Origin of the sequence: Paenibacillus wenxiniae (assembly GCF_039822605.1) — a bacterium.
GTDB lineage: Bacteria > Bacillota > Bacilli > Paenibacillales > Paenibacillaceae > Saccharibacillus > Saccharibacillus wenxiniae.
On the sequence record NZ_JBCGUH010000004.1, the window covers coordinates 394,062 to 405,827 of the forward strand.

11 protein-coding genes and 4 tRNA genes are annotated in these 11,766 nt (G+C 41.9%); 10 read left to right on the top strand and 5 right to left on the bottom strand.

What is annotated here, in order from left to right:
* Positions 1–75 precede the first annotated feature (75 nt).
* The 3 genes from AAHF22_RS10400 to AAHF22_RS10410 all read left to right on the top strand — a co-directional run bounded on the left by AAHF22_RS10400 (position 76) and on the right by AAHF22_RS10410 (position 337).
* A tRNA-Glu gene (locus AAHF22_RS10400) sits at positions 76–147 on the top strand.
* A 19-nt stretch (positions 148–166) separates the two neighbouring features.
* Positions 167–239, top strand: a tRNA-Lys gene (locus AAHF22_RS10405).
* Positions 240–254: 15 nt separating this feature from the next.
* A tRNA-Leu gene (locus tag AAHF22_RS10410) sits at positions 255–337 on the top strand.
* 295 nt (positions 338–632) lie between these two features.
* Here the strand turns inward: AAHF22_RS10410 and AAHF22_RS10415 are convergent.
* Positions 633–836 carry a helix-turn-helix domain-containing protein gene (locus AAHF22_RS10415; RefSeq protein ID WP_347324917.1) on the bottom strand — a complete coding sequence of 68 codons (204 nt, stop codon included), beginning with the start codon at positions 834–836 and terminating at the stop codon, positions 633–635.
* Positions 837–1,059: 223 nt separating this feature from the next.
* Here AAHF22_RS10415 and AAHF22_RS10420 point away from each other — a divergent pair, with 223 nt between their 5' ends.
* Entirely contained in the window at positions 1,060–1,434 is a 375-nt protein-coding gene (locus AAHF22_RS10420) for a helix-turn-helix domain-containing protein (protein ID WP_347324918.1), read from the top strand.
* A 435-nt stretch (positions 1,435–1,869) separates the two neighbouring features.
* On the opposite strand, the gene AAHF22_RS10425 is transcribed toward AAHF22_RS10420, so the two are convergent.
* The gene (locus AAHF22_RS10425) at positions 1,870–2,538 is read right to left on the bottom strand and encodes an urease accessory protein UreF (protein WP_347324919.1); all 669 of its coding nucleotides are present in this window, start codon (positions 2,536–2,538) and stop codon (positions 1,870–1,872) included.
* 384 nt (positions 2,539–2,922) lie between these two features.
* Between AAHF22_RS10425 and AAHF22_RS10430 the strand changes: the two genes are divergently transcribed.
* A tRNA-Leu gene (locus AAHF22_RS10430) sits at positions 2,923–3,005 on the top strand.
* Positions 3,006–3,350: 345 nt separating this feature from the next.
* On the opposite strand, the gene AAHF22_RS10435 is transcribed toward AAHF22_RS10430, so the two are convergent.
* A complete protein-coding gene (locus AAHF22_RS10435; protein WP_347324920.1) occupies positions 3,351–3,827 on the bottom strand; it encodes a glutathione peroxidase in 477 nt (158 codons plus the stop codon).
* 173 nt (positions 3,828–4,000) lie between these two features.
* Between AAHF22_RS10435 and AAHF22_RS10440 the strand changes: the two genes are divergently transcribed.
* The 3 genes from AAHF22_RS10440 (at position 4,001) to AAHF22_RS10450 (ending at position 6,265) form a co-directional block, all read left to right on the top strand.
* Entirely contained in the window at positions 4,001–4,420 is a 420-nt protein-coding gene (locus tag AAHF22_RS10440) for an organic hydroperoxide resistance protein (RefSeq protein WP_347325012.1), read from the top strand.
* A gap of 763 nt (positions 4,421–5,183) precedes the next feature.
* Complete coding sequence (locus AAHF22_RS10445; RefSeq protein ID WP_188773620.1) at positions 5,184–5,459, top strand: hypothetical protein; 276 nt, start codon at positions 5,184–5,186, stop codon at positions 5,457–5,459.
* Positions 5,460–5,785: 326 nt separating this feature from the next.
* Positions 5,786–6,265, top strand: a complete 480-nt coding sequence (locus AAHF22_RS10450; RefSeq protein WP_347324921.1) for a thiol-disulfide oxidoreductase DCC family protein — start codon at positions 5,786–5,788, stop codon at positions 6,263–6,265.
* Positions 6,266–6,551: 286 nt separating this feature from the next.
* Here AAHF22_RS10450 and AAHF22_RS10455 read toward each other — a convergent pair whose 3' ends face one another.
* The gene (locus tag AAHF22_RS10455; RefSeq protein WP_347324922.1) at positions 6,552–7,796 is read right to left on the bottom strand and encodes a hypothetical protein; all 1,245 of its coding nucleotides are present in this window, start codon (positions 7,794–7,796) and stop codon (positions 6,552–6,554) included.
* A 352-nt stretch (positions 7,797–8,148) separates the two neighbouring features.
* Positions 8,149–9,402, bottom strand: a complete 1,254-nt coding sequence (locus tag AAHF22_RS10460; RefSeq protein ID WP_347324923.1) for an outer membrane protein assembly factor BamB family protein — start codon at positions 9,400–9,402, stop codon at positions 8,149–8,151.
* 432 nt (positions 9,403–9,834) lie between these two features.
* On the opposite strand from AAHF22_RS10460, the gene AAHF22_RS10465 reads away from it, so the two are divergent.
* Positions 9,835–10,986, top strand: coding sequence for a CpaE/TadZ family protein (locus AAHF22_RS10465; RefSeq protein WP_347324924.1), 1,152 nt, complete (start codon positions 9,835–9,837; stop codon positions 10,984–10,986).
* The coding region (locus tag AAHF22_RS10470; RefSeq protein WP_347324925.1) for a TadA family conjugal transfer-associated ATPase at positions 10,983–11,766 on the top strand (784 nt) is incomplete at its 3' end. The genes AAHF22_RS10465 and AAHF22_RS10470, both read left to right, overlap by 4 nt.

Below are 11,766 nucleotides of genomic sequence, written 5' to 3' on the forward strand. Positions count from 1 at the left end.
ATCAAAAAACAATAAAAAAATGCTTGCAATATAACTCTGTACTTGATATAATCATTTTTGTTGTTGAGAAAATGTGGCCCGTTGGTCAAGGGGTTAAGACACCTCCCTTTCACGGAGGTAACAGGGGTTCGAATCCCCTACGGGTCATCCCTTATTTTATGAGTGAGAGCCATTAGCTCAGTTGGTAGAGCACCTGACTTTTAATCAGGGTGTCGAAGGTTCGAGTCCTTCATGGCTCACTTTTTATATGCCATGCGGTCGTGGTGGAATGGCAGACACGCTATCTTGAGGGGGTAGTGGGTGTATACCCGTGGAGGTTCGAGTCCTCTCGACCGCATTCTGCAATACGTAAAAGTCCCTGTTTTATAACAGGGACTTTTTGTTTGCAATTTGTAGAATAAAATGGAATAATTTGAATAAATAAGGTGATCTTGCGCATAACCTTGTTGAATTCCATTCCAAACCATACTATATTAGTAATCATAATTGTGTTTTGGTTTGAAGCTAGACAGACTACATAATTCTCATGGCAGGCGGAATATCAGTATTTATCCGAAAAGCTGGAATGGGTAGTTATGAAGCCGATTGTGTTGCTTGATTATGTACGCCCTTAATCGAACGTAGACAGCCATTTATTGAAAATACTCAGGAATATCGAGTAGTTCAGCGACTTGTTTACGGTATCGAGTCGCCTTGCGTGTGCCATTGATCAGATTGGATAAACGAGATGGCGGAATCCCGTAACACTCGCAAAACGTCTTTTGATCCATTTGTAGCTCTGCCAGCCTTTGTTTAATAGCCCAACCGAAGGAGGTAACAGGCTGCTTGCGGTTCAACGGTATCACCCCTTGCTTGCTAAAAGTATAACGTACTATAGGACTATATCATCGGTACCGGTTCCCGATTTCTATAGGCTCTATGGTATAATGATTCAGGAAAAGAAGTAAAAAAATGTCGTTAGATAAAGTATATACTTAAATGCGATTTTTATCAATATTAAATTACTTATAAAAGTGTTATTAGAAGCTTTAGATGACATGGTCGGGGAGTTGAAATCATATGCAGTCGCAATCCATTTATGAACGCATTGAATTACTGATCAAAAATAAAGGCATTACGAAAAAGTCCTTTTGTGAACAACTCAAAATCAGTACCGGTAACTTCGGAGACTGGAAGCGTGGCAAGTCGACACCAGGTACACACAAGCTGATTGAAATTGCAGCTTATTTTGATGTCAGTCTGGACTGGTTGCTTACAGGCAAAGAACGTTATACACAAACAGTGAACGAGCAATCCAGCCCGTATTTTTTTGAACTTATGGGGCAATTGAATTGCCAGGATGAAATATTGTCTGAACGCGAAAAGGATTTTATTAAAGAATATATTGAGTTTTCGGTATATCGTAAATCCAGGCAGCAGGGCAGTAATCGCTAATTGCTAGGTTTATAACGTCGGCTTGCCTTGAATCGGAATTGACATGCAGCATGTAACTATAGTCAATCAAGGTGATATGAAGTGGATGCCAAGCTTGGGGAATGTTTTGATAGGATACAGGTTGTGAAGGGCGATAAACGAGTAGTGGCATAGTATGACGCAACCTACAATAAATAAGTGTAATTCGAATCACGATGGATTTAGTGGTGTTTTACACGCTAGTGATCGGGCACAGATTTATCGTAGTATGGCATACGTCCATGTACGTTTATAAAAACAGGCAGGTACTCTCCTTTAGTAACGAGACGAGAGTACCTGCCTGTTTGGCTAAATTTGCTATCATCATGACCGATTGAATAGATAAGCATGGAGTACAGCGAATGACGAATGATAACGATGGAAAAGAGATCTCAATGACCTGCCACCTGCCATATTTCACGATAATGGAAGTGGGGGCGGAAACGAATGAGCAAGCGGATCGTTTTCCTGTTTAGGACGTGCTTTATAAACTTGCTCTAACCATTGCTCATTCATCGTAGAAGACCATTGGTCAGTAAGCTGCTGAGCTTCTCGTATCGTTAAACCAAGCGGACGGGCGACTCTGCCCATACAACAGGACAATAAAGTATAAAAGTAACACTCGATGGCCTGTTCGCGCTGCATGCCAAGCTGGATATTGATCCAGGCATGAAGGACGGTCAGAGAAAGAATGGCTCCATGCTGTTTCATCGCCTGTTCCAATAGTTCAAAACGCATCCACGGATATAAATTGCGGGCTAGCTTCAGTAAGCGTTTCCCTGTTTTGATTGCTTCTTCCATATGATCCGGCTCGATAATTTGTTCCATAATTGCTCGATCCATACGGGCAATAGTATGAGCATCCTGTTCTGTTTCTGCATGATAGACATTATAAATCGCCGGCGCTTCCCAGCGAAACAAATGAGGCTGCAAATGATGGTGAATATGATGCTCTAGCTCAGCTACATTAGTAATCTTACCTTCCTGCACATACCGTTCCAGATTATGAGCATGAGTAAAGCTAGCTGTTGGCAGCTTAGCTTCCAGTAGTTGCACATACACAAGCAACTTCTGATTGCTTTTCATTTTAAATCCTCCTCCGCAAGGTAGGGTTAAACTTTTTGTGTATATGTCTGTTTATCTGTCATAGCTAATGTGATTATAGCCATTGGAATAAAGAATAGGAATGTTTTTGTTAATAATAGTTACATAATTGTAGCCACTATGTCAATAATATTAACCTAATTAAAATGATTTAAGTTAAAAAATGTAATTTTATCTGGTGAAACTATAAAAAGAGCTAAAGTAAATTGGGTTTTCAGGATTATATATAACATGATATGTAATATATATGATAGTTTATACTATGATTTAAAATAAGGATTTACAACTGCAAAAGAAGATGGTATATTATAAAAGTTGTTGCGGATTGTTAGCACCATTAACAACTCAACAGCTGATATTGTCTGCGCGGTCGTGGTGGAATGGCAGACACGCTATCTTGAGGGGGTAGTGGGTGTATACCCGTGGAGGTTCGAGTCCTCTCGACCGCATTAATGTAACAAGCGTACAGACTTACTTCTGTAAAAAGAAAAAGCAAGCAATTGATCCTATTAGGATTTCAGTTGCTTGCTTTTTTGCATATAGCATTGTTTTTGCATGTAGCATTGTTTTTGTATTGTTATTGTTTCATATAGTCATAGGCATTGTATACGTGTTTTTATAGGTGCTGGTGTTTAAACTCGTCGCAATCACGGTGTTTTGCATTTGGATTTAAGCCGGGATTTTACACGGGCTGGAGTGACTTGACTATCGATTCGGTCCATTTATTAGATTTAAAATAATGCATAGTATAATCCCAGGGAAAAGCATATTGAGATCGCCTGCGAAGATAATTTTTACAGTTGTTTGCGAATGTCATCTTCAATCTTATCCGGTGTCGTTTGCGGAGAATAACGCTTCACCGGTGTACCGTCAGGGCTAATCAAAAATTTAGTGAAATTCCATTTGATTGCTTTAGAACCTAAAATACCGGGCGCTTGTTCTGCTAAATATTTAAAAAGGGGATGTGCATCCGAACCGTTCACATTAATCTTTTCAAACATCGGAAAGCTAACTCCGTAATTAAGCTGACAAAATTCAGAGATTTCTTCATTACTATCAGGATCTTGATTGGCAAACTGATTGCTCGGAAAGCCTAAAATTTCAAAGTTCTGATCTTTAAATTTGTCGTACAGTTCTTGCAGACCGGAGAATTGTGGCGTTAATCCGCATTTACTCGCTGTATTGACGATAAGCAGTGTTTTACCTTCGTATTGATCCAGTGATACCTCTTCGCCACGCATCGTAGTCGCTTTAAAATCATACACATTCATTCGTTACACAGCCCCCTTTATTATAATGATATCAACTTAATTTTAGGAAATTAAAGTGATAAAGTCAATTTTAGTTTACCTATGTAATTTAAAGAATGGCGTTTCAATTAAAAGAGAGTGCTTTACAAATATAGTGTTGGTTCAAAATATATGACGTATGAAGGAGCTGAATGATAATGGCATTATATACTGCAATAGCGAAAGTTCATGGTGGACGTCAAGGTAAAGTAGAATCCAGCACAGGTGCTGTAGATGTGAATCTGGTGATGCCGAAAGAACTCGGCGGCGGTGGCGGTAATGGCACCAATCCAGAGGAGCTGTTCGCTGCTGGATATGGCGCATGTTATCAGAGCGCGCTGGCGAATGTGGCACGTAAAGCAAAAGTGAACGTAACCGATACACTCGTTACAAGTAACGTCATGATCGATAAAGATCCGACAGACGATGGCTTTAAGCTATCGGTACGTCTGGATGTAAGCATTCCAGGCTTATCGCATGATGAAGCACTGGAAATTGCAAAAAAAGCGCATGAATTTTGCCCGTATTCCAAAGCGACGCGCGGCAATATCGATGTAGAATTGAATATCGTCTAATGCTAGCGACTGGCGCTGTATAGTGCTTTAGCTGTTTAGTGCTTTATATGTGTATTATGTTGTGCACGAATATAAAGTGATAGCCGGTGCAGTTGCTGTATGAATGATGCGAATTGATACCCCTTTTGTCTAGGCAAAGGGGGTATTTTTATGGCTGTGTATGCTGTAAAGAAGTAGGTATAGTATACGGGAATATATACCTTACGATGCTGCAATCTAATGTGTACGTAAACCTGTATACATGTAAGCCATACGGAACGGATGAAGGAAAATAAGGGAAAAGGACGAGCTTTGAGCACAGTAATCTACATTGTAGCCTCACTCCCTAGATTTCTGTGCGATACTGAAGTTTGTCCCTTTATTGCTTGCCGGAGTGGTGTCTGTGCCAGCAAAAAAGTTTGCGTACACGCCGTAGTTTAGCTTTTTTGAGGAACTTTGAGGAACGAAGTTTAATGTCAGATTACATCTATCGTTCAACTTTTTGTCCAAAACTCGATTAAATGGATACGACACGGGTAAGGTTAACATAACAGAGCACTCCGTCCAACATATTCTAGTTGTAAAACTAGCGTTCTTCCTGTACAGTAAACTCCAATAGTTGATGTGGCAGATCGTGACAATCAACGAAACAATGAACCGTTCGATTCCTTATTTGTGCTTCTCCGCACAAGTACGGAGTTGACACATACCATAAAATTCTTTAAGATGTCATAGGTGATTTGTAATTTGTTACGAAATTTTAAGGATAACGGGTGATGATAAAATGGCATATAGACCGACGATTACGACGCTCAAAAAAGCCGGTATCAATGAAAAAGAAGGACTGTACGAATTTACGGCAACACTGGTAGATGGAACAGAGTGCCGCATGTTCTACAATCGTTTTCCAGAGTGGAAAATGACTTATATTAATCGACTGCTGACCAAGCCATGTCCTGTATGCCGCAAAGACTTTATTTGCAACTGTTTCAATGCGTTTGCAGGTGAAATTGATCAGCAAATTAAAGATCGTCAATTGATTGACGAAGCACTGGCATAAACTATTTTGTCATAATGCCATAACGATGATATGCAGAGCGCGAAGGATGGCCTTCGTGCTTTTTTGCTATTTTTAGAAGTGTATCGAAGTCATTCAGCGATAGATTGAGGTATAGCTATAGTTGTTTTTGCTACCATTTTACGAATATCCACATCGTTTTTTGAACGAAATATTACGTTTTTTGAATAACGAGATCAATTTAGGTTATAAAAATAAAGAGAGTGAAGTTATAGGTCATCGTAACTGTAGGAAGCAATAGTTTTGAACCTTTCGATTGTGTGAAGATAGATGATCGCAAACGACTTGTATAAAGGAGAGTGGCGAGAATGGTAACTGCACATGCACCGGTATCCAGACCGGGCGAACCAACCGAACTGACGGATCAACAGATTGAAGCTTTAATTCAAGGTGATCATCCGATTGTACTGGTAGATGGAGTTTGTCATTTTTGTCAGGGAGCAACCAAGTTTATCATCAAACGTGATCCAAAGGGAATTTTCCATTTTGCTTCTTTGCAGTCTGAGGTAGGGCAGAAGTTGCTTGAAAAAGGCGGCATGCGAACCGATCAGATGGATACGTTTGTATTGATTGAAAAGGGAACGTTTTATACTCGTTCTACAGCTGCACTGCATATTGCGCGCAAATTGCGTTTTGCCTGGCCGCTACTGTATGCGTTCATTATTATTCCGCGTATGCTACGCGATAGTGTATACAATGTGATCGCGCGTAATCGTTATCGCTGGTTCGGTAAGTCCGATCAATGTATGCTGCCAACACCAGAGATTCGTGAGCGTTTTATAGAGTGATTGTCGCTAAACGGATGTAGAGTTAACGATGTGATGACTACGTTAGAGATGTAATAGCTACGTTAAAATAATCATTTTTATGTATTGGTTTATGTGAGTATACCCGCATTGGTGTGGGATGAACATTTGTTTTATTCATACTCCCATTTACGTATGGAACATATACAAAAGCCTGTCGCATATCGCTAATCCGTTACTTATGCTGTCCTAGCAAATACGGTGTAGTGACGATCTGGAATGCGTGCAGGCTTTTGGTGTTTTAATATAACGATTTCAAGTGAAACGTTTATGGATGCAGCACATATTTGGACAGCGTACCTTTACCTTGATTCGTATAAACCGCATGATGATCGTAATCAAAAGTAACATCATCAGCATTTCGATGCCATGCCGAAATGACCGTATGTTTAGCTTGATCCAAAATATATGTCCGATCCAGCATATTGATCATCAGATTACCGTTGAATGTACGTTGTATCCAGTTCGCATCGCCTGCACTACCTTTTAATGTAACCGAAGCGAAAGGCTTTGGAGAGCTAGCATGATACCATTTGAACAGATTATGATCATACAGTACATAATCTGCGCCTGTGGATTGGATACGATAGTCGTCTGAAACTGCCTGCTTTGATGTTATTTTTCCTTTCGGATCGAAACGAAATAGGAGATTGTCTGCATCCGTTCCATAGGTGCCAATTAGCACTGTACCATCATTCAGTATCGCGATCTGATCATCATAATGATCAAACTCCAGTAGAGAAGGATGGCTATATAACGGGTTTAGTTGAAGTCCATACACATCGACTTTTGCATTTTTTAAGGTAGCTTCATTCTTTTTATAGAGGCTGGAATCGATAACAATTCGGTTGCCACTGGCAGCCATAACGTAGCCTTTTACTATTTTCTGTTGCAGCAAATTTCCTTTTGGATCGTATCGCTTCAGCATCGATTGAACATTACCTGATTCATCTGTATGAACAGCTACCGATACGAGTAGCGATCCATCTTGCATTAAATGTAGCTCATATGGAAAAGCATTGGCCATTCGTGGTAGCTTGATCGTCCAATTGACTTTTCCAGATGTATTGATCGAGGTGAGTCTATAATGATCGTCTGCATATCGGTTGCAAAAATAAACGCTACCGTCACTAGCATATTGAGTGACACCCATATCTCCTGGTTCGCCCAGATTGGTATAGCTCCATTGCAGCTTGCCATCTTTCGTACTGTAAGCTTGAAAAGTGTCCACCCATTTATTATTAGTCTGACCGGCGGAGCGTGTATCATTTTGCTCTATATGCGATGCTTTGACATAGACAAGAGAGCGGGACGGTATAACTTGGATAGCATCCACTTCTGATGACTCGGGATTGTTGATTGGAGCTGCAAATAGGGATGTGGACCAGGAAGCGGAATGAAGTGTAGCTACGGTGTCTGCTGGTGCTGCGAATGCAGGCATAGTCATGGAGAGACCAAGTATAGCTGTAAGTAGTCCTATAGCCCACGGATTACGGCGATTTTTGCTTTTCATGATTAAATTACACCTTTCGTCGTTAGATTGCTCATTCATGTACTACGCTATTCCATATCAGTAGGTTTATCGACAAACCGTAATGAATAAAATCAAGTAGCATGAGATGATTTCCGAAATTATTTATGTACGTTGATGTGAATCTGCATTTATTATAGGATAATCGCTGCAAATAATAAGGTGAAATACGTAACAGGCTGTAACCGAATTTTAAATATATACCTGAAAAGCCTGACCGTATCATCGTATAAGATCCATCTATGCTAAATGTGCAAGCATAAATAGATCTTATACGATATGAAACGGTCAGGCTTTTTTGTTAGATTATATATTCATGTAGGAGCACGTCGAATTACTTTTTGATGGCGTATTTGTACAACGTACCCTCCTTGACGGAGTAGACGGTACGGTTCACATAATCGATCGGCGAACCTAAGTTGGTCGTATCGATCGTTTCTACGATTGCAAGTGTAGATGGATAAATAATATATGTCCGATCGTCCATATTGATCATCAGATTGCCATCGCTTGTGCGAAGTACCCAGGTGTAATCTGCTGGTGTGCCTTCCAGTGTGATGGAAGCAAGCGCTTTGCCAGATGATGTGTTATATAACTGTAGTTTATTATTTTCATACGTAATGTAGCCAGTTCCAGTCGATTGAGTAATTGAACCGCCTGGAATGACACGCCCCCACAGGAGTTTCCCTTTTGGATCAAAGCCAAACAGTTTATTGCCGACATCATCGATATTCGCACGGATTAATACCGTACCGTCTTTGAGTACAAACATCGAGTCGCTTCCATCACCATAAATATTCGACTTCGCCGGGAACTGGTAACGGTACAGGCGTTTGAGTTCTAATCCGTATACATCGACCTGTGGGTTGGGCACCATTTCCCAGCCGTTTGTATTTTTGTTTAATTTACTAGCTGCAATCAGAATGCGGTCACCTTCTGCTTTGAGCAAAGAGCCTTGAATTGGTTGCTGGTTGAGTAGCTTGCCGTTGTTATCATAACGACTGAGTGTTGAGCGGATAACACCCTCTGTATTCACTGTGCCGCGACTGGCTACAAGCAGTGAGCCATCTTTCATCAGTGTGATCGTTGCTGCATCGCTAAGTGGCTTTTCCCAGTTTAGTTTGCCAGAAGAATGGATCGAATATAATCGATACGTGCCGTCTGAGTATTCAGCATACATATACACTGTGCCGTAGTTAGTATATACCGACTGTGTGGACAATGTGTATGCGCCTGCTGGTTTGTGCAAGCTATAACTCCATTGTAGCTTGCCTGTTGTGGAGCTATACGCCTTCAATGTATCCAGATACCAGCTATATTGCGTTTTGCCAGTTGTGTTCGGGATATCTTGCTGGGTATGTACATAGACTAGCGATTTGGATGGGACAGCATGTACATCGGTCACTCTGGAGGCAAGCGCATTGTCGACTCCATCTGCGAGTAGTGGTGGGGATGACCAGGAGGCCGGGTTAAGCCGGGTGACTGTCTCTGCGGCAAATGCAGGCAGAGCAATAGACATACCGAGTACGCCTGCAAGTAGTGCTGACGTCCAGGCATGGCTGCGATGGGAGCGCTGGGAAGAGTTCATACGTGAATTCCGCCTTTCGGTTAAATAGAATAGTGGAGCTGATTATAGCTGTATAACAAGCATGGTGACATGCTATCGAATATGCAGGATACATAGGGTTAAAGCTTACCGGCTTGGGGTTGGAAAACGATAAATGGATGGGTAGAGATTACCTTATACTTTTTAACCTGAATGGGGAACAACGCAACAAAGATGAATGAAATGTCATCGTTTTATAGAGGGGAGGTTGATGGAGTGAGGGATAACAATGGATCGTTTGCTATGTTCGTTGGTTTTATGCAAAATCAGAAAATTAGTATTGCAGACCTATAATTTCTATGCTATCCTTACGTTAAATTATAGCTTTTACAACGGAAGCACCGTTTAAGTTACGCACCTCAAGTGCGCGATTTAAACGGTGCTTTTTTTGTTGTTCAAGAAAGGGGAAAATCGATGGCTCCTATACAGATGATACTATGCGTTGAGGATCAAGAATATATTGAGTTGTTGCTGCGCTACATCCGTTCCAGCGAATATGCAGCTCGTGTGACGATTCGTGCATTTTCGGATGTACAAATGTTTTTGAATGAGATGGAGGAGGGTCGATATAGGGGATTGGTCGTTGCAGAGGATATATTTTTGCAGTCATGGCTTGTGAACGAACAGAGCACGTTCACTTCCGTGCGCTGGGTACGCCTGGGCGATCAGGAGGAGCAGCAAGCGGATGGACATACGATTGCTAAATATCAACCGTTACCTCATTTAATGGAGCAGTTATGCCATTTTATCGGTAGAACGGGGATCGAATCACCACGTGAGGCAGGAAGAGCCTGGGTCACCTGTGTGTATTCAGCTGTGGCAGGGAGTGGTAAGTCGGTGACTGCGATGAATATGGCGAAGCAGCTTGGGGTGAAAGGGAAATCTGTATTTTATCTGAATCTGGAGCCGGCAAGCAGTGTGAGTCTGCTACAGCTTGAAGCAGATCGGAATATGCCGGAGTTATCGCGATTGTTGTATGATCTGCAAGCCGCTGCGGAGCAAAAACAAGCGCTTTCCAGTATCGTTACAGATTATACCGTCTATGCGGAAGAGATTCGGGCAGAGACGTTTATTCCACCCGCGAATTTGAATGAATGGCTACGTATGACTGTCGAGGAGATGGCACGGCTTATTGATTATATTGCGGATAGTGGACAATACGATCATGTCATTATCGATAGTGAATCCGGCTGGGCAGAGCGTGTACAGGCTGCTTTGAACAGCAGTGATCGTGTAATCTGGCTGCTTACCGATGATCTGCCATGTATGAAGAGAACGGAGCAATGGATATCGTACTGGAAATCGTATTATAGCGACTGGCTGGAGCAGCTGGAACCAAAGCTTTCTTTTGTCATCAATCGATATAACGGCAGTGTGATGAATGCATTGCCGTCAGGGATATATCCAGCATCGACGCTGCCTTATGTGCCTTCATGGAAACAGGTTACCAGTAGTGAGCTATTATGGTGCTCACCGATTTTTCAGCGTGATATTTTGAAGCTTTGTCATCTGGAAGGGGAGCGTATTTATGACGGTGTCCGAGCTAGTGGTGGGGTGAGTGTGTGACCGAAGATGTATTTATTACACTGCGTAATGAAGTTCGTTCAGGGCTGGATGTTACTTTTGCAGTGGATGATCGCGAATTAATGAACAGGATTGAATCGAAGGTACTCCATGAAGCGCGTTATCCTGGGTTAACGGCTGGAGAGCGGCGGAGATTGGTACGACAGGTGTTTGATTCTTTTCGCGGACTCGATATTTTGCAGCCACTTGTGGATGATCGTAGCGTGACGGAAATTATGATTAACAGTCATAAGGATATTTTTATTGAGCGTTATGGTCAGGTGTTGCGAAGTGAATCTGTATTTGAGTCGCCAGAGCGATTAGAGGATATTATTCAGACGATTGTGTCAGGTGTGAACCGTGTTGTCAATGAATCGTCGCCAATCGTCGATGCGCGTCTGCCGGATGGTTCTCGTGTCAATGTCGTATTGCCACCTGTAGCGCTCAAAGGACCGACCATGACCATTCGTAAATTCCCTGACCATCCGATGACGATGGACGATCTGGTACGTATCGGCGCGCTTGATTCAGCAGCATCCAGTTTGCTGCAAACGCTAGTACGCAGTAAATTCAATATTTTTATCGGTGGAGGAACAGGCTCTGGCAAAACGACATTTCTGAATGCATTATCCCAGTATATTCCGCCGGACGAGCGCGTCATTACGATTGAGGATTCAGCGGAGTTACAAATTCGCACCGTACCGAATCTGGTATCGCTGGAAACTCGTAATGCCAATACGGAGGGAAAAGGAGAGATCGGTATTCGCGATCTAATTCGCTCTT

Excerpts from the sequence above, each read along its gene's own strand:
- AAHF22_RS10460 (WP_347324923.1), bottom strand. The coding sequence starts at position 9,402 with ATGAACTCTTCCCAGCGCTCCCATCGCAGCCATGCCTGGACGTCAGCA.
- AAHF22_RS10435 (WP_347324920.1), bottom strand. The coding sequence starts at position 3,827 with ATGAATGTGTATGATTTTAAAGCGACTACGATGCGTGGCGAAGAGGTA.
- AAHF22_RS10455 (WP_347324922.1), bottom strand. The coding sequence starts at position 7,796 with ATGAAAAGCAAAAATCGCCGTAATCCGTGGGCTATAGGACTACTTACA.
- AAHF22_RS10465 (WP_347324924.1), top strand. The coding sequence starts at position 9,835 with ATGGCTCCTATACAGATGATACTATGCGTTGAGGATCAAGAATATATT.
- AAHF22_RS10420 (WP_347324918.1), top strand. The coding sequence starts at position 1,060 with ATGCAGTCGCAATCCATTTATGAACGCATTGAATTACTGATCAAAAAT.
- AAHF22_RS10450 (WP_347324921.1), top strand. The coding sequence starts at position 5,786 with ATGGTAACTGCACATGCACCGGTATCCAGACCGGGCGAACCAACCGAA.
- AAHF22_RS10425 (WP_347324919.1), bottom strand. The coding sequence starts at position 2,538 with ATGAAAAGCAATCAGAAGTTGCTTGTGTATGTGCAACTACTGGAAGCT.
- AAHF22_RS10445 (WP_188773620.1), top strand. The coding sequence starts at position 5,184 with ATGGCATATAGACCGACGATTACGACGCTCAAAAAAGCCGGTATCAAT.